This is a genomic window from Variovorax sp. GW821-FHT09D04, assembly GCF_059416405.1.
In genome coordinates this window covers 1,276,871-1,297,121 of record NZ_JBWKPA010000001.1, presented here as the reverse complement: position 1 = coordinate 1,297,121, position 20,251 = coordinate 1,276,871, and the positions used below count along the sequence as shown (strand labels likewise).

At 70.1% G+C, this 20,251-nt stretch carries 17 protein-coding genes; 2 read left to right on the top strand and 15 right to left on the bottom strand.

Features of this window, described 5'->3' with window-relative positions:
• The 14 genes from AC07O4_RS05990 to AC07O4_RS05925 all read right to left on the bottom strand — a co-directional run bounded on the left by AC07O4_RS05990 (position 1) and on the right by AC07O4_RS05925 (position 17,341).
• Positions 1-2,415, bottom strand: coding sequence for a TonB-dependent siderophore receptor (locus tag AC07O4_RS05990; protein WP_495304000.1), 2,415 nt, complete (start codon positions 2,413-2,415; stop codon positions 1-3).
• A 103-nt stretch (positions 2,416-2,518) separates the two neighbouring features.
• Entirely contained in the window at positions 2,519-3,535 is a 1,017-nt protein-coding gene (locus AC07O4_RS05985) for a FecR family protein (protein ID WP_495303999.1), read from the bottom strand.
• Positions 3,536-3,604: 69 nt separating this feature from the next.
• Entirely contained in the window at positions 3,605-4,114 is a 510-nt protein-coding gene (locus AC07O4_RS05980; protein ID WP_495303998.1) for an RNA polymerase sigma factor, read from the bottom strand.
• Positions 4,115-4,325: 211 nt separating this feature from the next.
• Positions 4,326-5,762, bottom strand: coding sequence for a PAN domain-containing protein (locus AC07O4_RS05975; RefSeq protein ID WP_495303997.1), 1,437 nt, complete (start codon positions 5,760-5,762; stop codon positions 4,326-4,328).
• Between the two features lie 174 nt (positions 5,763-5,936).
• Positions 5,937-7,421 carry a flavin-containing monooxygenase gene (locus AC07O4_RS05970; RefSeq protein ID WP_495303996.1) on the bottom strand — a complete coding sequence of 495 codons (1,485 nt, stop codon included), beginning with the start codon at positions 7,419-7,421 and terminating at the stop codon, positions 5,937-5,939.
• A gap of 19 nt (positions 7,422-7,440) precedes the next feature.
• Complete coding sequence (locus tag AC07O4_RS05965; RefSeq protein WP_495303995.1) at positions 7,441-9,051, bottom strand: MFS transporter; 1,611 nt, start codon at positions 9,049-9,051, stop codon at positions 7,441-7,443.
• Between the two features lie 62 nt (positions 9,052-9,113).
• Positions 9,114-9,743 carry a PqiC family protein gene (locus AC07O4_RS05960; protein WP_139705864.1) on the bottom strand — a complete coding sequence of 210 codons (630 nt, stop codon included), beginning with the start codon at positions 9,741-9,743 and terminating at the stop codon, positions 9,114-9,116.
• Positions 9,740-11,401: a PqiB family protein gene (locus tag AC07O4_RS05955; RefSeq protein WP_070060642.1), complete on the bottom strand. Its 1,662-nt coding sequence runs from the start codon at positions 11,399-11,401 to the stop codon at positions 9,740-9,742. The genes AC07O4_RS05960 and AC07O4_RS05955 overlap by 4 nt, the downstream gene beginning before the upstream one ends.
• Complete coding sequence (locus tag AC07O4_RS05950) at positions 11,398-12,135, bottom strand: paraquat-inducible protein A (RefSeq protein WP_095747606.1); 738 nt, start codon at positions 12,133-12,135, stop codon at positions 11,398-11,400. Before AC07O4_RS05950 ends, AC07O4_RS05955 begins: the two co-directional genes overlap by 4 nt.
• A gap of 2 nt (positions 12,136-12,137) precedes the next feature.
• Positions 12,138-12,788 (bottom strand): paraquat-inducible protein A, encoded by a 651-nt coding sequence (locus tag AC07O4_RS05945; protein ID WP_095745301.1) that lies wholly within the window; start codon positions 12,786-12,788, stop codon positions 12,138-12,140.
• A 20-nt stretch (positions 12,789-12,808) separates the two neighbouring features.
• Positions 12,809-14,239 (bottom strand): MFS transporter, encoded by a 1,431-nt coding sequence (locus AC07O4_RS05940; RefSeq protein ID WP_495303994.1) that lies wholly within the window; start codon positions 14,237-14,239, stop codon positions 12,809-12,811.
• Position 14,240: 1 nt separating this feature from the next.
• Positions 14,241-15,458: a multidrug effflux MFS transporter gene (locus AC07O4_RS05935; protein WP_185993570.1), complete on the bottom strand. Its 1,218-nt coding sequence runs from the start codon at positions 15,456-15,458 to the stop codon at positions 14,241-14,243.
• Positions 15,459-15,557: 99 nt separating this feature from the next.
• A complete protein-coding gene (locus AC07O4_RS05930; protein WP_495303993.1) occupies positions 15,558-16,169 on the bottom strand; it encodes a pyridoxamine 5'-phosphate oxidase family protein in 612 nt (203 codons plus the stop codon).
• Positions 16,166-17,341, bottom strand: a complete 1,176-nt coding sequence (locus AC07O4_RS05925; RefSeq protein ID WP_495303992.1) for an MFS transporter — start codon at positions 17,339-17,341, stop codon at positions 16,166-16,168. The genes AC07O4_RS05930 and AC07O4_RS05925 overlap by 4 nt, the downstream gene beginning before the upstream one ends.
• A gap of 78 nt (positions 17,342-17,419) precedes the next feature.
• Between AC07O4_RS05925 and AC07O4_RS05920 the strand changes: the two genes are divergently transcribed.
• On the top strand, positions 17,420-18,301 hold the full coding sequence (locus AC07O4_RS05920; RefSeq protein ID WP_495303991.1) for a LysR substrate-binding domain-containing protein: 882 nt from the start codon (positions 17,420-17,422) through the stop codon (positions 18,299-18,301).
• 78 nt (positions 18,302-18,379) lie between these two features.
• Positions 18,380-19,600, top strand: a complete 1,221-nt coding sequence (locus AC07O4_RS05915; RefSeq protein WP_495303990.1) for an MFS transporter — start codon at positions 18,380-18,382, stop codon at positions 19,598-19,600.
• Between the two features lie 10 nt (positions 19,601-19,610).
• Here the strand turns inward: AC07O4_RS05915 and AC07O4_RS05910 are convergent, their stop codons facing one another.
• Positions 19,611-20,168 carry a methylated-DNA--[protein]-cysteine S-methyltransferase gene (locus AC07O4_RS05910; protein WP_307693613.1) on the bottom strand — a complete coding sequence of 186 codons (558 nt, stop codon included), beginning with the start codon at positions 20,166-20,168 and terminating at the stop codon, positions 19,611-19,613.
• Between the last annotated feature and the right edge of the window lie 83 nt (positions 20,169-20,251).

Here is a 20,251-nt window from a genome sequence, read left to right as displayed (position 1 = left end):
CTACCAGCGGTAGGTCGCCGTGGCCGTCGCCGTGCGCGGATAGCCGTAATAGCAGTTGCGGTAACCGCAGTTCGCGAAGTACGTCTTGTTGGTCAGGTTGCGCAGGTTCAGCGCCAGGCTCCAGCGGTCGATGTCGTAGCCGAGCATGGCGTCGAACACCGTCGAGGCCGGCACCTTGCTCGGCCACGCGGCCTCCCCGTCGCCGTAGTTCGAGCCCGTGTAGCGCGCGCCCAGGCCCACCTTCACGCCGCCGGCGAAACGGTAGTCCGCCCACACCGACAGCCGGTGGCGCGGCACGGCCGTGGCCTGCTTGCCGATCTCGCTCGTGTTGCTGCTGGCCGTGACGATGGCCCGCGGCGTGTAGCTGTACGAGGCCGTGAGGTTCAGGCGCGAAGCGATCTCGGCCGTGGCCTCGAACTCCAGGCCGCGCACCGAGATCTCGCCGGTCTGCTTGGGCATGAACTCGCCGTCGTAGCTGATGTAGTTCTTGCGCCGCAGGTCGAAGATGGCGGCGCTGTACATCGCCTTGCTGCCCGTGGGCTGGTAGCGCACGCCGGCCTCGTATTGCTTGCCGCTTTCGGGCTTGAACGGGTCGCCCGACGCCGGGTCGATGGTGGCCGTGGGCGCGAACGACTCCGAGTAGCTCAGGTACGGCGCCCAACCGCTCGGGTGCAGGTAGACCAGGCCGGCCCGGCTGGTGAACTTGTGGTCGCGCATGCGCTGGCGCGAGCCGTCGAGGCGGCTGTCCACGGTGCTGTCGGCGGTGTCGTAGCGCCCGCCCAGCGTCAGCGTCCAGCGCTCGCCCCACTTGATCTGGTCCTGCAGGTAGACGCCGGTCTGCGCGAGCCGCGTAATGCCGTCGAAGTACGGTGCGGGCCGCTCGATCGGCCCGCCGTACACCGGCGCGTAGATGTTCAGCGGCGAGGCGCTGCCGCCGCTGAAGGTGATCTGGTCGATGCGCGTGCGCTGGTAGTCCAGCCCGACCAGCACCTTGTGCTGCGTCTCGCCCAGGCGGAAATCGGCCTGCAGCTGGTTGTCCAGCGCCAGGGCGCCGATGTTCTCGCGGCTGCCGAACACGCTGCGCGACATCTGCTGGAAGTTGAGCGGGTCGTTCGGCACGTCGGGGTTCAATGCCATGAAGCCCTTCAGCTGCGTGCCCGTGTAGTCGAGCTTCTGGTGCGCGTAGCGCGCGTTCTGCCGCACCGTGAAGGTGTCGTTGATGCGGTGCTCGAACTGGTAGCCGACCATCTGCTGGTCCTGATCGAAGCGGTCGAAGCCGGGCTCGCCGACGAACAGTTTCGAGGGAATGGTGGTGCCGATGGCGGTCGGATCGAGCGAGCCGACCTGCGGCCGCGCGCGCGTGTAGACCCCGCCGCGCGTGCGCGAAAACTGCGACAGCAAGGTCAGCGTGGTGTCGCCCGACGGCTTCCAGGTGAGCGCAGGCGCGATGTACATGCGGTCGTCGCCCTCCTTGCCGGCCGGCAGTTGCGCGTCGCGCACGAGGCCGGTGATGCGGTACAGCAGCTTGCCGTCGGCGTCGAGCGCGCCCGAGAAATCACCCGCCACCTGCTTGCGGGCGTGGTCGCCCACCTGCAGCTGCAGCTCGCGCACGGGCTCCGCCGTGGGGCGCTTGCTGACCACGTTCACCACCCCGCCGGGGCCGCTCATGCCGTACAGCACCGACGACGGGCCGCGCAGCAGCTCGATGCGTTCGGCGCCGTAGTTCTCGGTGCGCCACACGCCCCAGGTGCTGTTGTTACGCAGCGGCAGGCCGTCCAGGTAGAAGCCCGGCGAATAGGCGTCGAAACCGCGCAGCGAGATCCAGTCGTAGCGCGAGTCGGCGCCGTAGGTGGTGGTCGACACGCCCGGCGTGTAGCCCAGCGCGTCCTTGAGGTTGGTGGCGCCGATGGCCTCGATGCGGTCGGCCGTGATCACCGAGATCGATTGCGGCGTCTCGATGATCGGCGTGTCGGTCTTGGTGGCGGTGGCGCTGCGTTTGGCCACGTAGCCCTGCACCCGGCCCGTGGCGCTTTCCTCGCCGTCGGCCACGACGGTCACGGCCGGCAGCGTGGACGTGCCGCCCGTGGCAGGCGCCGTCTTGATGACCGCCGCATTGCCTTCCATCGTGGCCGCCAGGCCGCTGCCGGCCAGCAGCCGGTCGAGCGCCTGCCGGGCCGTGAGGCTGCCCGAGATGGCGGGCGCGGTCTTGCCCGCGACCAGGCTCTGCTGCACGACCAGCTGGATGCGGGTCTGCCGCGCCCAGTCGTTGAGCGCCTCGGCCAGCGGCTGGGCCGTGATGTGGATCGGCTGGGGCGCGCCCTGCGCCCGGGCCATCAGGGGCGCGTTCGCCAGGGCCAGTGCAACGGCCAGGGCCAGCGGCGCGGGTGTCATCTTTGTTCTCAAGCGCTTCGTCATCGAACGTCTTCCAGGTAGTGAATGCAAATGGTTCCTATCTGGGCTGACGCACGAGCCGGCGGAATCCCCGTAGTGCCGGCGAGAAATTCTTGGTTCTTTTGTTTCAGGGGGCCGGCAGGATTTCCGCGACCGCGCCGGCTTCCTTCAGCCGCACCGGCAAGGCGCTGGCCAGGGCGCGCCGCAGCGTGCGCGCGTCCCTCGGGTCGAAGGTGCCGCTCAGTCGCAGGGCCGCCACGGCCGGGTCGTTCACCACCAGGCCGGTGCTGCCGTAGCGCTCCAGTTCGGCCAGCGCGCGGGCCAGCGGCGTGTCGACGAAGCTCAGGCGGTGCTCGCGCCAGGGCGCGATGCCGTCGCGCGGCACGGCCGAGACGGCGGAGAACCGGCCCTGCGCATCGCTTTCCACCTGGCGGCCGGCGACGAGGAAGACTTCGCTCGTCGCATCCGGCGCCCGATGCAGCACGCGCACCTTGCCCTCTTCCACCGACACCCGCGTGCCATCGGCGCCCGGCATGCCGGGGGTGTGGCGCACGGCAAAGCGCGTGCCGACCACGCGCACGCGCAGCGGACCGGCCAGCACGTCGAAGGGGCGTTTCGCATCGGACTGCACCGCGAACACCGCCTGCCCGTCGAGCAGCGTCACCTCGCGGCGGTCGCGGAACAGGCGCACTTCGAGGCGGGTGGCGGTGTCCAGCCGCAGCCGGGAGCCGTCGGGCAGCGGCGCTTCGAGCTGCTGCCCGCGCCGGGTGGCGAAAGCCTGTTCGAACACGGGCTGGGCCTGCACATGGCGCCAGCCGAGGTAGCCGGCACCGACCGCCATGCCGGAAGCAGCCAGCACGAAAGCCGGCTTCAGGAAGCCGCGGCGCGTGGGTGCGGCGGGCGCGCGGCCTTCGAAGCCGCTGCGCCAGCCCGCGACCGTCTCGGGCGCGATCGCGTCGAAGGCGCGCCAGCGCGACTCCCATTCGCGGAACGCCTCGCCATGGCGCGCATCGGCGCCGAGCCAGGCCTGGAACGCGCGCTCGTCGGACGCGCTCCATTGCGCGCGCTGGCGGCGGACGAACCAGTCCAGCACGTCCTGTCGCAGGCGCAGGGCTTCTTCGGACGGTGGCGACGTGAGGGTCATGACGTGGGGATCGTTCTTATGGGGGTAGACGCACGAGCGTGGTCAAACCCTGTAATGGGGCGTCTCATCTCACTCTGAACCACGGGTCCGCTCCAGGCACGCCCAGCACGCCTCCATCGCAATGCGCAACTGCATCTCGACCGTCCGCACCGAAATGCCCATGCGTGCAGCCACCTCGGCGTACGAGAGCCCGTCGAACTTGTAGAGCACGAAGGCTTCGCGGCAGCGCGGAGGCAGCCGGTCGATGGTCTCGACCATGGCCGCCATGCCCTGGGTGGACGACAGGATGGCGTCGGGCTCGAAGGTGGGCGGGCCGATGCAGTCGTCGGCGTCGGGCGGTGCGTCATCGGGCGCCGCCGTGTCGCCGCCCGCGCGCACGCTGGTGCGGCGGTGGTGGTCGGTGACGAGGTTGCGGGCCGTGCGGTACAGCAGCGCGCGCGGATCGCGCACCACGCTGCCGGTGCGCTGCGCCTCGTACACCCGCACGTAGCTCTCCTGCGCCAGGTCGGCCGCGGTGGCGCGGTCGGGAACCTTGCGGGACAGAAAGCTCAGCAGCTCGCGGTAATAGCGTTCGAACACGGGCGCACCACAACCGGAAAGGGTTGGTCGAAGTCCAGGGGCAGGTTGGCTTCGACACGGCGTGGCTACCTGAGAGATTCAGAACAAAAGAAAACGCGAGATTATGTGCGGGTTCAACCCGCCGATCGCCGAAGGGTAGGCATTTCGCCTGCCGCACACGGCATGCGCGCGGGCTACCCTCCCCTTCGGCCTCGTCCGGACTCGCCTGTCCTCAGTTCCCGCACGCCGGGTGCTTCTGCCCTTCGGTGGTGTTCGGCAGGCCCAGGAAGTCCAGGATGTGCGGCGTCGTGCCGTCCACCTGCGTCAATGCGGTACCCCCGAGGTTGCCCACGCAGTAGCTGGTCTTGAGCGGGTTCTGGTGGTTGTTGTTCAGGATCAGCAGCGTGTCGCGCTCGGCCGCCGTCTGCCCGCCGTGGCTGCTGCCGATGCCGCCGTGGTCGGAGGTGACGACGATCAGCCATTCTTCATTCGCGTAGTTCGGCCGCGACGTGAGCGCCGTGAGCACCTGCTGGATCTGCTGGTCTTCGCCGGCGATCTTGCCCTGGTAGTAGGCATTGAACGGGTCGTAGCTCGGCGCGTGGACGTCGACGTTGTGCAGGTAGTAGAAGATCGCCGTCGGCGGGTGCTTCCAGCTCAGCCAGCCCTTCACGGCATCGGTGGCCTGCTGCGAATTCTTGGCCGCGTTGGCGATCACGAAGTCGGCCAGCGCCGGGCGCAGGTTGTGGGTGATGTTGAACCAGTCGCCCACCACCGCGGTCGTGGCCGTCGGCCAGGCCGCCTTGATCTGGTCGAACACGTGCGTCTTCTTCAGCGGCAAGGTGGTGGTGTTCGAGGTCACGCCGTGCTTGTCGGCCCAGAAGCCGGTGAACACCGACGACCAGCCGGGCCCGCTCACGGTCGCCTGCTTGGTGCCGCCCGCCAGCACGTTGCCGTGGAAGGCACCGCCGGCGATCAGCGCCGACATCGCCGGCGTCTGCACGCAGCCCGCGCACTGGATGGCGTCGCCGCGCAGGCCGTCGATGCCGATCAGCAGGATGTGCTTGTTGCCGGGCACGGGGTTGGGAACGCCCTCGCCCGCGATCAGCGAATAGTGGTCGTAGGGGTTGCCGGGGTAGTCGGTCTTCAGGCCGCCGATGTCGCTGGCGCGCTTGTCGCTCAGGTCGCAGCGCTGGTTGGTCTTGTGGTAATCGAAGGACTTGCACCACGACGAGCGGCTCGCGTCGGTGCAGGCGTTGGCGCAGTCGGCGGGCGTCACGGTCTGCAGGGCCTCGGTGTTGTAGCCGCTGATGGCCGCATTGGGCGTGCGTGTGAAAGGCTTCAGCGGATCGGGCTTGAGGCTGTAGTGGTCATAGGGGTTGCCGGGGTAGTCGGTCTTCAGCCCGCCCACGTCGGCGGCGCGCTTGTCGCTCAGGTCGCAGCTCTGGGCGGTCTTGTTGTAGTCGAACGAGACGCACCAGGCGCCGCGTGGCGCGCCCAGGCAGGCCGACGCGCACATCTCGGGCGTCGATTGCGTCAGGTTCTCGATGTTGTTGCCGGAGATGGCCGCATTCGGCGTGGCCGCGAAAGCGTCCAGCGAGGCAGCGCTTGCATGTCCTGCCAGCGCTGCGAACAGCAGGCCCGCCAGGGATGCACGGATCGATGACTTCATGAGGTCTCCTCATCACAGGGTCGTGGGGTGATTCCCGGGCGCTGCCTCACCGTCTTTTGCAGAGTGAGTGCAACGCCGGGCGGAGTAAATCACCGCCGCCTGCCATCGATCCAATTCAAAAATCTTTGATGTTGTATTGAGCAGAGCTATACATCGCAGCGTCACGCAACGCGGTCAAGCCACGCGATTCGAGAACGCCATCACCCCGTCGTCCACGCGCCCGAGGCGCAGCAGGAGGATGTCGCGCAGGTAGTTCTGGTGCAGCTTCCACGGCGTGTGCGTGCCCTGCTTGGGAAACTTGTCGAGCGAGCGCTGCACGTAGCCCGAGCTGAAATCGATCCACGGTTCGGGCGACAGGTCGGGGCCCGCGTTGTGCGGCGTGCATTGCCGCCAGCCGTGCTCGTGCATGTGGTTCAGCAGCCGGCAGACGTAGGCGCAGGTCAGGTCGCACTTGAGCGTCCACGAGGCGTTGGTGTAGCCGAAGGACGAGGCCAGATTGGGCACGTCGCTGTACATCATGCCCTTGTAGTTGAAGGTGCTCGCCGGGTCGACGCGGCGGCCGTCCACGCTCAGTTCGATGCCGCCGAGCACCTGCAATTCAAGGCCGGTGGCGGTGACGACGATGTCGGCCTCGAGTTCGCGGCCCGACTTCAGCCGCAGGCCCTCGGGCGTGAAGGTGTCGATGTGGTCCGTGACCATCGAGGCGCGCCCCGCGTTGAGCGCGGCGAACAGGTCGCCGTCGGGCACGAGGCACAGGCGCTGGTCCCACGGGTTGTAGCGCGGCGTGAAGTGCGTGGCGATGTCGTAGCCGGGCCCGAGCGCGTGGCGCACGCCGCCCAACAGCATGCGCCTGACGCGCGCCGGCTTGCGCCGCGCGAGCCGGAAGAACAGCATGCCGAGCGTCACGTTCTTCCAGCGCGTGAGGCGGTACGCGGCCATCGCCGGCAGCAGGCGCCGCAGGCGATTGGCAATCGGGTCTTCGGCCGGGCGCGCCACCACGTAGGTCGGCGAGCGCTGCAGCAGCGTGACATGCGCGGCGCTCTGGGCCATCGCAGGCACCAGCGTCATCGCGGTGGCGCCGCTGCCGATCACGACCACGCGCCGGCCGCTGTGGTCCAGGTCGGCGGGCCAGTGCTGCGGATGGACGATGCGGCCTTTGAAGTCGGCCATGCCGGCGAAGTCGGGCGTGTAGCCCGCCTCGTAGCGGTAGTAGCCGCTGCACAGGAAGAGGAAGTTGCAGCGCCACTGCACGAGCCGCTTGTCGGGGCCCTGCTCCACGTCGACCGTCCAGCAGGCGTCGGCGCTCGACCAGGCGGCACGCACCACGCGGTGCTGGTAGTGGATCTTGTCCTCGACGCCGTGCTGGCGCGCGGTGTCGCGCACGTACTGCAGGATCGAGGGGCCGTCGGCGATCGCCTTGGCCTGCGTCCACGGTCGGAACACGTAGCCCAGCGTGTACATGTCGGAGTCGGAACGCACGCCCGGGTAGCGGAACAGGTCCCAGGTGCCGCCGCTGCGTTCGCGCCCTTCGAGGATCGCGTAGCTGCGGTCCGGGCACTGGGCCTGCAGGTGGCAGGCGGCGCCGATGCCGGACAGGCCGGCACCGACGATCAGGACATCGACGTGCGGCGGCGCGTCGGCCGGTTGTGCTGCTTCCATCGGTGGTTTGTCTCCTGTCTCATGGCTTGTTGTTGTCTGGCTTTGCCACGGGCGTGCGCCGGATCATCAGCCAGGCGCTCACCGCACTCAGCACGGCCAGGCCGGCGCTCAGCAGCATCACCCAGCGAAAGCCCGCGACGAACGATTCGGCCACCGCGCGCTTCACGGCGGCGACCGTGGCCGCATCGGCACCCGGCGGCACTCCGGCCGCGGCCAATCGGTCGCGCCCGGCCGCAAGAAAAGCCCGCACCTCGTCCGACGCGCCCATCGCCTGCAGCCGCTCGGCCAGCGCCGCGTCGAAGGCCCAGGCCATGATGGCGCCGAACACCGCGATCGCCAGCACCGCCGCCGCGCGCGACACCGCGTTGTTCACGCCCGAGGCCACGCCCGCGAGATCGGGCCCCACGGCATTCATGACCGTGGTGGTGAGCGGCGCGACCGTCACCGTCATGCCGAAGCCCAGCACCACCACGGCGGGCAGGAAACCGCTCCAGTAGCTCGCACCCACGCCCGGCAGCGCGAACAGCGCAAAGCCCACGGCCGCGATGGCCGGCCCGATGACCAGCGGCACGCGCGGCCCGAAACGATCGACCAGTTGCCCGGCCCAGCCCGAGAGCGCGAACATCAGGAAGATGAACGGCAGCAGCGCCGCGCCCGCCACCGTGGCCGAGTAGCCCTGCACCTGGATCAGGTTGAGCGGAAAGAAATACAGCCCGCCGCCCAACGCCGCATACAGCAGCAGCGTCAGCAGGTTGGCGCCGCTGAAGTTGCCGATGCGCAGCAGCGACAGCGGCAACATCGGTGTGCGCGCCCGGCGCTCAGCAATGACGAAGCCGACGCTGCCCGCGACGCCGATCGCCAACGCCGCGAGCACGGCCGGCGAACGCCAGCTTTGCGTCGGCGCCTCGATGAAGGCGTAGACGATGCCACCCAGCCCGGCGGTCGCCAGCAACGCGCCCCACAGGTCGAGCCCGCCGCGCGCCGCGGCGCCTTTGCTCTCGGGCACGTGGCGGCGCACGATCCACAGCACCAGCAGCGCCATCGGCACGTTGATGAGAAAAGCCCAGATCCACGAGAAGTGATCGACCAGGAAGCCGCCCAGCACCGGCCCCACCGCCGCCGTGATGCCGCTGAAACCCGACCAGGTGCCGATGGCCTTGCCGCGCTCTTTTTCAGGAAACGACGCGCTGATGAGCGCCAGGCTGCCCGGCACCAGCAGCGCGCCGCCGATCCCTTGAATCGCGCGTGCGGCGATGAGCTGCTGCACGTCGGCCGCAAGCGCACAGCCCACCGACGACAACGCGAACACGACGACGCCGATGGCAAAGATGCGCCGCCGCCCGTAGCGGTCGCCGAGCGCGCCCCCCACCAGCAACAGCGCCGCGAGCAGCAAGGCGTACGACTCGACCACCCATTGCGCCTGGAAGGCCGTGGCGTGCAAATCGGCCTGGATGGCAGGCAAGGCGACGTTGACCACGGTGCCGTCGATGAAGGCCATGCTCGAGCCGACGATGGCCGCGGCGAGCACCCAGGGCTTGGAGGCTTCGGGGCAGGCGCCCTCTTCCGCAGGAGGTGGAGACCCATGCAGGATCAGCGTGTCGTCGCAGGGCGCCTTGCCGATCTGTGCCATGGGGCCTCCGATCTATCGGATTACCGCGTGGTGCCTTCCCCCGTCGGGGAAAGGTGAAAGCCTCAGGTCGCGCACGCCGTCGCGCCCGGGTTCGTCCGCGCCGCGTTCACGCTGCGCGCCATGGCCGCCGCCGCCGCGGCCGTCACGCGCTGCGCGCCTTGCGCCAGCGCGTCCATGCCGCCGCCGGTGGCTTCGCCCGCGTCGAGCCGGCACACCAGCGTGCGCGCCTCGTCGGAGCGGCGCAGGGTCCAGGTGAAGCCGGCGTCCACGCGCCCGCCGTCCACCATCTCGAACTGGCGCACCTGCACCGCCACGCGCCACACGGGCTGCGAGGTCTGGCGGCCGCCCTGCGTGACGTCGAGCGCGCCGAGCCGGCTGGCGATGCCGCTGCCCAGTGCGTCGCGCAGCTCGTTCTCGAAGGACGAGGCCCAGCGGTGCTGCTCGAGCACGTCGACCTGCACGCCGCCGGTCGGGCGGCGCACCACCATCTGCGGGCGCGCGAGCCGCTCGGGCACGGCCACGGGCGCGAGCTCGATGTACAGCGGCGTGGCGGCATCGCTCTGGCGCGGCGCGGCATCGGTGAGCGCGGGCGGGCTGGCCAGCGTGTAGTAGCTGTCGGGCTTGCTCGCGCAGCCCGCCAGCACCAGCAACGCGGCGGCGCCCGCGAGCGCGAAGGTCGTCGTCGTCTTCATTTCTTGTCGTCCGGTTTGCCGCGCAGCAGCGATTCGGGATGGCGTTCGAGGTAGTCGGTCAGCACGCGCACCGAACCGGCGGCGCGCGTCAGCTCGCGCAGGGTCTGGCGCATGTCCTGCTGCAGCGGCGAGTCGTCGGCCAGCGTGCGTTCGGCCGAGTTGACGGTCTTGCGCACGTCCTTCATGGCGGCGGCCAGCTCGGGCGTCACGTCGCTGTTGATGCGGCTGACGGTCTGCTCGGTGCTGGTGAGCGTCTTGTTGAGCGTGGCCAGCGTGGTGCGCAGGTCGGTGGCGATCTGCTCGTAGGGCACCTTGTTGAGCTTGGTGGCGATTTCCTGCACCTGCGACTGGATCTCGTCCAGGCCGTTGGCGATGGTCGGCAGCTCGATCGGGCTCTTCGACAGGTCGATCTTCGCGGGCGGCGCCTTCGGGAAGAAGTCGAGCGCCACGTAGACCTGGCCGGTCAGCAGGTTGCCGTTGCGCAGCTGGGCGCGCAGGCCCTTCTCGGCCAGGAAGCGCAGCCGTTCCTGCTGCGTCGCGCGCGACTCCGTGGCTTGCGCACCGGCGCCACTTTCGCGGCGGCGCAGGCGGTCGGGGTAGATCTGCACCAGCACCGGCATGCGGAACTCGCGCTCGGCGCGGTCGAACTCGACGCCGATGGATTTCACCTCGCCCAGCACCACGCCGCGGAAATCGACCGGCGCGCCCGGCGTGAGCCCGCGCAGCGACTGGTTGAAGTACATCAGCAGCGTCTGCGAGGGGCCGTCGGGCTCCTTCATGGCGGCGCTTTCGTCCTGCGCCAGCACGAAGGCCGTGTTCTCCTTGGCCAGCGGGCCCATGGCGTCGTCGGGCGCCTGGAAGGCGATGCCGCCGAGCAGGATGGTGGCCAGCGACTGCGTGCGCAGCGTGAAGCCGCTGGCGCTGAGCTGCGCGTCGATGCCGCTGGCCTGCCAGAAGCGCGTGTTCATGCCGACGAACTTGTCGTACGGCGCGTTCACGAACACCCGCAGCGTGACGCCGCGGCCGTCGCCGTCGAGTTCGTAGGCCGCGACCTGCCCGACCTTGATGCGCCGGAAGTACACGGGCGAACCCACGTCGAGCGAGCCCACGTCGCGCGCGCGCAGCAAAAACTGCTGGCCCGAGTCGCCGCGCGTGACGATGGGCGGGGCTTCGAGGCCGGTGAACTCGCCCGCGGTTTCCTTCTCGACGCCCGCGTCGGCGCCGATGTAGGCGCCCGACAGCAGCGTGCCCAGGCCCGAGATGCCCGAGGTGTCCAACCGCGGCCGCACCACCCAGAAGCGCGAGTCGGCCGAAGTGAAGCCCTCGGCGTCCTTATTGAGCTGCACCAGCACGCGCACGTGCGAGCGGTCGCGCGCCAGCCGCAGGCTCTGCACCAGGCCGATCTGCACGTCCTTGTATTTCACGGCGGTCTTGCCGGCTTCGAGGCCCTCGGCCGTCTTGAAGGTGAGCACGATCTCGGGGCCGCGCTCCATGAGGATGCGCGCCACCAGCGTCACGCCGACCAGCGCGGCGACGATGGGAATCAGCCAGATCAGCGAGGGCAGCCATTCGCGGCGGCGCGCCACTTTCGGCTTCGGCAGCGCGGGCGGGGCCGACGCTGCCGGACGGTCTTGCGGTTGCGTGTCTTCTTCACTCATGCGATTTTTTCTTCCCTGCTTTCAATCTGTCGTTCGTCCGTGTCGGCTTGCGGCACCGGGCCGTCCCACGTCAGGCGCGGGTCGAAGCTCAGCGAGGCCAGCATGGTCAGCACCACCACCGCGCCGAAAGCCGCGATGCCCACGCCCGCGGTGATGACCGCGAAGCCCTGGATCTGCACCAGCCCGGTCAGCAGCGACACCACGAACACGTCGAGCATCGACCAGCGTCCGATGATCTCGATGATGTGATACAGCTTGGCCCGCTCGCGCCGGCGCCAGTTGCTGCGTCGCTGCGCCAGCACCACAAGCAAGAGCAGTACCGCCAGCTTGAACAGCGGCACCAGGAAGCTGGCGATGAACACGATGGCCGCCAGCCCCCAGGCGCCCGACACCCAGAAGTAGATGACGCCGCTCAGGATGGTGTCGTACTGCGCGCCGAACAGCGTGCGCGTGATCATCACCGGCAGCAGGTTGGCCGGGATGTACATGATGCAGGCCGCGATCAGGAAGGCCCAGGTGCGGTTCAGGCTCTGCGGCTTGCGCGTGTGCAGGTGCGTGCCGCAGCGGGCGCAGGCATCGCCATCTTCGGCATCGCGCCAGACGGCCGTGCAGTGCGTGCAGACGTGCAGGCCGAGCGCGGCTGCGGTCGGCACCGGGTTCTCGTGGTCGTGCTCGTCGTCGGCCTGCGCCTCCCACGGACGTGCCGAGGCCAGGCGGGCGGGCAGCCCGCGCATGTTCATGCGCGCACCTCCGGTGCATCGGCATCGGCGTCTTCTTCATCGGCCTTGCGGAAGGTCATCTCCCAGAACGCACCGGGGTTGAACGACAGCACGGCCGTGAGCGTCACAGTGAGCGCCACGAAGGCCCACAGCGCGGGCCCCGGCACCACCGTCGCCATGCTCGACAGCTTGACGATCGCCACCAGCACGCCGAGCAGGAAGACCTCGATCATTCCCCAGGGCCGCAGCGACTGCATCATGCGCACCAGCACCGCAAACCCCCAGGGCCGGTGCGCGCGGGCCAGCGGCACCAGCAGGTAGGCCAGGATGCACAGCTGCAGCAGCGGAAACAGGATGGTCGTGGCCAGCACCAGCAGCGCCACCGGCGACATGCCCTCGGCGCTCAGTACCACCACTGCGCCGGCCAGCGTGGTCTGGCTGCGCAGGCCCTGCAGCTCGATCTCGACGATGGGGAACAGGTTGGCGATGGCGAACATGATCAGGCTCGCGACCGTCAGCGGCAGGATGCGCCGCTGCTGCGCGCCCGGGTGCCGGTCGAGCTCGGTGCCGCAGCGCGGGCACTCGGCCACGTCGCGCGGCGCCAGCGGCGTGCGGGCGTAGACCGCGTCGCAGCCCGGACAGACCACGGTGTCAGGTACTTCCTTCATGAGGCCGTACCCTACCTTATTCAGGCATGCGGACTTGTCGTCTTCAGCCGCAGACTGCTGAAAACCGCCGCCACCGCCGCGCAGCCCGCCGCCAGCACCAGCGCCACCACCGGGCCATGTCCGCCGTGCGGGCTCCAGACACTGAACACCGCCGCCAGCACCACGGCCCCCAGCGTTTGTCCTGTGAGCCGCGCCGTGCCCAGCATGCCACTGGCTGCACCACTTCGGTGCGCAGGTGGCGAACTCACGATGGTGTGGTTGTTGGGCGACTGGAACAGGCCGAAGCCCAGGCCGCACAGCGCCATGCGCCAGGCGATGTCGGCATTGCCCGGATGCGCCGGCAGCGCCGCCAGCAGCGCCAGGCCGGCGGCCAGCAGACCCAGGCCGATGCCGCCCAGCAGCCCGTCGGGATAGCGCCCGATGAGCCGCCCGGCGATGGGCGCCATCACCACGATGGCCAGCGGCCACGCCGTGATGAGCAGGCCGGCCTCGATGTGGCTGCGGCCGTACACGTCGAGCAGCAGGAACGGCAGTGCGATGTAGGCCAGCATCTGCGCGCAGAACGCCGCCACCGAGGTGCCCATCGACAGCGCGAACACCGGGATGCGCAACAGGTCGATGGGAAAGAGCGGCACCGCCTGCGTGCGCTGGCGCCGCAGGTAGACGAAACCCACTGCCAGCCCGGCCCCCAGCGTGGCCCAGGCCGACCACGGCGTGCCCGTGGCCTGCACCCCGCCCTCGCGCACGCCCAGGTGGTCCACGCCGAGGAAGACCAGAGAGAACATCAGCACGTTGAGCGTCACGTCGACCAGCGAGAAGCGCGCGCCCGCGGCCGGCGCCGCGCGGTTGAACGGCAGCGCGCGCATGCCGAGTGCGAAGGTCACGATGCCCAGCGGCACGTTGATGGCAAAGAGCCACGGCCACGACGCCACCGACAGGATCGCCGCCGCCACCGAAGGCCCGGCCACCGACGAGGTGGCGACCACCAGCGAATTGATGGCCATGCCCCGCCCCAGCTGCGCCGAGGGGAACGTGAGCCGCACCAGCGCCGCGTTGACGCTCATGATCCCCGCCGCGCCCAGCCCCTGCAGGGCGCGCGACGCGATCAGCGTGCCGAGCGAATTGGCGAAGGTCGCGGCCAGCGACGACACGGTGAACACCGCCATGCCCACCAGGTACACGCGCCGGTAGCCCACGAGGTCGCCCAGCGAGGCCAGCGGCAGCAGCATCACCAGCGTGGCGATCTGGTAGGCGTTGACCACCCAGATGGCTTGCGCCGGCCTGGCCTGCAACTCGCGCGCGATGCCGGGCAGCGCGAGGTTGACGATGGTGCCGTCGAGCACAGACACCGTGAGCCCGAGGATGATGACCAGCATCGCCCAGCCGCGCGCGGGCGCGGCCAGGCCGTCGAGCTGGGCCTGCGGGCCGTTGCCTGTCATGGCGACCGTCATGTCAGGCCTCCTGCGCCCTGCCCCCGGTCGGCTCGGAGCGCACACCGCCCAGCGTGAGCCAGGTCAGCACCAGCGCGATGAGCGCACCGCCGGCCATGCCCGCCACCATCGGCAGCGGACGGCCGTTGGAGAACAGGCCCACCACCGCCATCGCCAAGGCGCCGGTCAGCATCTGCAGCGTGCCCAGCAGCGCCGAGGCCGTGCCGGCGATGGCGCCGTGCATCTCGAGCGCGAGCACGCCGGTGGTCGGGATCACCAGGCCCATGAAGCCCGAGGCGATGAAGTACAGGACGATCAGCACCCACAGGTTGTCGCCGCCCATCGCGAAGTACACGAACATGGCGACCATCGCCACGCCGCAGCAGGCCACGCCGAACTTGACGAGATTGACCAGCCCGTAGCGCTCGCCCAGCGAACCCGTGAACTGCGAGGCCGCGATGAAGGCCGCCGCGTTCACGCCGAAGGCCACGCTGTACATCGCGGGCGACAGGCCGTAGTGGTCGATCATCACGAACGACGAATTCGCCAGGTAGGTGAAGAAGCCCGCCATGGCGAAGCTGCCGATGAACACCAGCCCGAGGTAGTGCCAGTCGCGCAGCAGCAGCCAGTAGGCCGACAGCGCGCTGCCCAGGCTGCTTTCAACACGCTCCGAGGCCGGGCGTGTTTCGTCGAGCAGCTTGACCATCATGGCCAGGCCCGCCACCGCGGCGATGGTGACGGCCCAGAACACGCCGCGCCAGCCGGTGAAGGCGATGACCAGGCTGCCCGCGAGCGGCGCCAGGATGGGCGACACGCTGAACACCAGCATCAGCAGCGACATCAGCCGCGCGGCGTCGGTGCCGGTGTGCAGGTCGCGCACCACGGCGCGCGGAATCGCCATGCCGGCGGCCGCGCCCAGGCCCTGCACGAAGCGCAGCGCGATCAGGGTCTGGATGTCGGTCGCCAGCGCGCAGCCCACACTGGCCAGCGCGAACAGCACCAGCCCGGCATACAGCGGCGGCTTGCGCCCGACCATGTCGGAGATCGGGCCGTAGAGCAGCTGGCCCGCGCCGAGCGACAGGAAGAAGGCGGTGAGGCTCATCTGCACCGCGCCGATGTCCGCATGCAGGCTCTGCCCGATGGCGGGCAAAGCCGGGAGGTACATGTCGATCGCGAAAGGCCCGATGGCGGAGAGCAGGCCCAACAACAGGGCCATTTTGAAGAACGGAGAAGAACGCATTGGGTCGATTGTGGCGAAGGCTCGCAATCGGTGCAGGCGTGGGGTCGGCGGCCTGGGCCGCTAGTGCATTCGTTCTACCGGGCGGTACGCCGCGCCCGCTCAGTACAGCGTGGCCTGCTGGCGCGCGGGCAGTTCGCGGTCGTAGGTGGCGCCGTCGAAGGCCGCATCGGTCAGCGCCGAAAGGATGGCGCCCGGCGTCGGCACGGTGCGCGGCGCGTCCTGCGGCACCGGCGCCCAGAGCTTGGAGCGCTGGATGGCGCGGGCGCACTGGAAGAACACGGTCTCGACGGCGATCTCGATCACGCACTGCGGCGCGCGCCCCTCCACCGCGAAGCGTGCCAGCAGTTCGGGTGCCACGCTGATGCGCGCGCGCCCGTTCACGCGCAGCGTCTCGCCCACGCCCGGAATCAGGAACAGCAAGGCCACGCGCGGGTCGGCCACGATGTTGCGCAGGCTGTCGATGCGGTTGTTGCCGCGGCGCTCGGGCAGCAGCAAGGTCTTCTCGTCCTGCACCGCGACGAAGCCCGGGGCGTCGCCGCGCGGCGAAGCATCGAGCCCGCCGGGGCCGAGGGTCGCGAGCACCGCGAACGGCGACGCCGCAATCAGCGCCTGGTAGCTCGGGTGCAGGTACGGCACTTCCTTCTTGAGCGAAGCCTCGCCCGGCTGGCCAAACAGGGCTTCGAGTTGGGCGACGGTGTCGATGGTGGTCATGGGGTGATGTTCTCCTGGATCGGGGTGGATGGCGATGCACGCCGCACACACGCCAGCGCCGCCACCGCCAGCAACAGCGCGGCACTGCCGTAGATCCACGGCGGCGAAGCAATGGGCAGCAGCACGCCGGCCAGCAAGGGCCCGGCGCCCGCGCCGATGTCGCGCCAGACCGCGCGGGCCGCCAGCGCCCGCACGCGCTCCGGCCCCGGCGTGCGACGCGCCACGATGGGCGGCAGCAGCGGCACCTGCAGCGCGCGCAGCACCACGATCAGCGCCGCGCAGCTCCACAGCCAGCCCAGGCCAAAACCCACGAGCGCGAGCGACGTCACCAGCGACAGGCTCACGAGCAGGCGCTCGGCGCCGAAGTGCTCCGCCATGCGCCCGCCCACCGGCCCGAGGAAGATTTCCGCGAGGTAGCGCAGCGCCATCAGCACACCGGCCACGATCACCGCGCCGCCGGGCAGCAGGTCCTTGCCGAGGTACGACAGGCCCACGATGAAGAGGCCGTCGAGCGCCAGCCCTTCCATGAACGACCAGCCGTCGAGCGCGTTCGGCCGCGAGAAGCGCCGCGTCGGCGCGGCACTGTGGTGCGGCTTCGACGGCAGCCGCCGCGTGACGAACAGCGCGAGCAACGACACCACCGCCAGCACGCCGAAGATCGCGCGCGGCCCGACCGTGTACGCCAGCAGCGCACCGAGCGGCAGCGCGAGCACCGGCCCGGTCGCGATGAAGGCGCGCGAACGCCCGCTGCGCCGCGCGGCACCGAGCGGGTCGGCCGTGGCCAGGGCCTGCGTCGACAGGTTGAGCGCCGCGAAGCACAGGCCCCAGGTCAGCCGCAGCGGCAGCAGCGCCCAAAACCCCGAGAGCGTGGCGTAGCCCAGCCCGCAGCAGGCGGCGGCCACCACGGCCAGCGTGCAGCTCGCCCGGTCGCCGTGGCGCGCATAGAAACGCGCGACCCAGCCGTAGCCCGCGATGCGCACCAGCCGGTTGGCCGCCAGCAGCAGACCGACCTCGGCCAGCGAGACGCCGAACTGCGACGCGTACATGGGCAGCAGCAGGTAGAGCACCACGTCGGCCGGCAGCGAGAGGCCGAGCGCCATCGCGGCGTGGCGGGAATCCAGGTCGGTGGAACGGACGGGAACGGCGGGAGAAAGCGGTGGTGCGGCGGACATCGAGCCCGTATCGTGCCCGCTCGCGCCGCCCGCCGACAAACGACATTCCCGCGCGGCATGCGTGAGAAAATCGCACGCATGCCGCTTCGCGAACCGCCCCTCCATGCCGTGCGTGCCTTCGTGGCGGCGGCCCGCCACCTGAGCTTCACGCGTGCCGCGGTCGAACTGCACGTGACGCACAGCGCGGTGAGCCGGCAGATCAAGAGCCTCGAAACCTGCCTGGGCGTGGCGCTGTTCGAGCGCCGCATCCGGCAGGTCACGCTGACGCCCGAGGGCCAGCAGTTCTTTGCGGAGACCGAGCCCGCGCTCGCGCAGATCCACGCGGCGGCCCGCGCGCTGCAGCTGCAGGGCCCGGCGCGCGCGGTGCGCATCAACGTGCGGCCCTCGTTCGCGGTGCGCTGGCTCATTCCGCGGCTGCCGTCGTTCGTGGAACGCCATCCCGATATCGAGCCGCAGGTCGTCACCAGCACCGTCATGCCCGAGCAGGCCACGGACAGCTTCGACATCGCCGTGCGCCGCGGCCTCGAAGGTTGGCCGTCGTCGATCCAGGTGCGGCCTTTCCTTGAAGACGAAGTGCTGGTGGTCGGCGCGCCGGCGCTCTTCAAGGCGCAGCCGCTGCCCGACCTGCGCGCCCTCGCCTCGCACGTGCTGCTGTCGGCGCGCACGCGCAAGGACGACTGGGACGACTGGAAGAAGCAGGTCGGCGCACCGCGCGCCCGGCCGGCTGGGCGGCTGCAGTTCGATCACCTGCACTTCGTGCTGCAGGCCGCGGTCGACGGGCTGGGCATCGCGCTCGCGCCGACCTCGCTGGTGGCGCATGACCTGGCCTCGGGGCGACTGCAATCGCCGCTGCCTGGGTTGCGGATGACGCTGGAGCGTTACTACTACGGCCTTGCACCCGATGCAGCGCCCGAGGCGGTGTGCGTGGCCGAGTGGTTCGAGCAGATGAACGCGGGCTGAGGCTTCCACGTCCGTAAACGGCCAGCGGCAGACGGGCGCGGCCCCGAGGATGCGGTCTTTCTCTTCGTGTGCCGCCCCATGCCCTCGCCCCTTCCCCGTTCCTTCTCCCACCTTGCCTGGGCCAATCTTGCGGCGCAGTCCGCCGAACAACTGAGCCTCGCGGCCGTGCCGCTGGTGGCCGTGCTCGCGCTCGGCGCCGGGCCGGGCGAGATCGGCTTTCTCGCGGCGGTGCAGACGCTGCCCTTCCTGCTGGTCTCGCTGCCGATGGGCCTGCTCGCGGACCGCATGTCGCGCCGCCGGTTGATGGTGTGGGCCGAGGGGCTGCGCGCCGTGTCGCTGCTGGCCTTGCTCGGCATGGTGCTGTCGTCGACGCTGGGCATCGGCGGGCTGGCCGTGCTCGGGTTCCTTGGCGCGGTCGGCACCGTGGGCTTCAGCGTCGCGGCGCCCGCACTGGTGCCAGCCCTCGTGCCGCGTGACGCGCTGGCGCGCGCCAACGGGCGGCTGGAGTTGGCGCGCAGTGCCGCCTTTACGGCCGGGCCCGCGCTCGCAGGCGCGCTGGTCGCTTGGGCTGGTGCATCGTCGGCCTTCGTGCTGGCGGCGGTGCTGTCGGTGGCGGCCGTGGGCCTGTTGTTGCGCCTGAACGAAGCGCCCCGCCCCGCGGCTACGTCGCGCCATCCGCTGCGCGACGTGCACGATGGCGCGCGCTTCGTCTGGCAGCACGCGTTCCTGCGGCCGATGCTGATGACCGGCGCGGTCTTCAACATCTCGTGGTTCGTGCTGCAGGCGGGCTATGTGCCCTATGCCGTGCGCGTGCTGGGCCTCGGCGCGCAGGCCGTGGGCTTCACGCTCGCGATGTACGGTGCGGGCATGGTGGTCGGTGCGCTGCTGACCTCGCGCGTGACGGCGCGGCTGCCGTTCGGCCGCGCGATCCAGGTCGGGCCGGCGGTGGCGGTCGCCGCGGCCGCGACGATGGCGGCCACGCTCGTCGTGCCGACCGCTTCGCTGGCCGCGCTTTCATTCTTCTTGTTCGGCGCGGGGCCGATGGTCTGGGTCATCACCTCGACCACGCTGCGCCAGAGCGTGACGGCCTCGGCGATGCTGGGCCGGGTGTCGGCGGTGTTCCTCACGGTGAATGCGGGTGCGCGCCCCGTGGGCGCGGCGCTCGGCGGCCTGGCCGGTGCCTTGTGGGGCGAGCCGGCCTGTCTGCTGCTGGCGCTCGCGGGCTTCGTGCTGCAGGCCGCGATCATCTTCGGTTCGCGCATCGCAGGACTGCAACAACTGCCCGTGCCGGCGGCCTGACCGTTCAAGCTCAGAACAGCGAGCGCGTCCCGTTCGGCGTGGCGCCTTCGATGTCGAGCATGCGCAGCTTGGTCAGCGCGCCGCCGCCCGCCGAGAAGCCGCCGGGCTTGTTGCCCGCGGCCAGCACGCGGTGGCACGGCACGACCGGCGCGAAGGGGTTGTGACCCATGGCCTGACCGACCGCGCGCGACAGGCCCTTGTCGCCGAGCTCTTCGGCCACCTCGCCGTAGGTGCGCGTCTGACCCGGCGGAATGCGCCGCGCGATCGCATAGACGCGCTGATGGAACTCGGACACGCCGCGCATGTCGAGCTCGATGTCGCACAGATCGTCGGTCGCGCCTTCGAGCAGCGCCTGCACACCCGCGATGGCGTGCTGCGCGCGTGGCGACGGCGGAGCTTCCTCCAGATCAGGAAAGCGCCGATGCATGCGCGCACGCGTCGCGGCTTCGCCCCGCTCTTCAGGCAGTTGCACACCGACCAGCCCTTGCGGCCCCCAGGCCAGCGCGCAGACGCCGATGGCGGTCGGGAACAAGGCAAAGCCGGAATCGGAAGGAGATGCGGCAGTCATCGAAGCATTGTGATTCAAGGTTGAAGAACGACGCGCGGACATGGGCGCGAAGCCCACTTCCGCAGAAGAGAAAAAGTACCAGC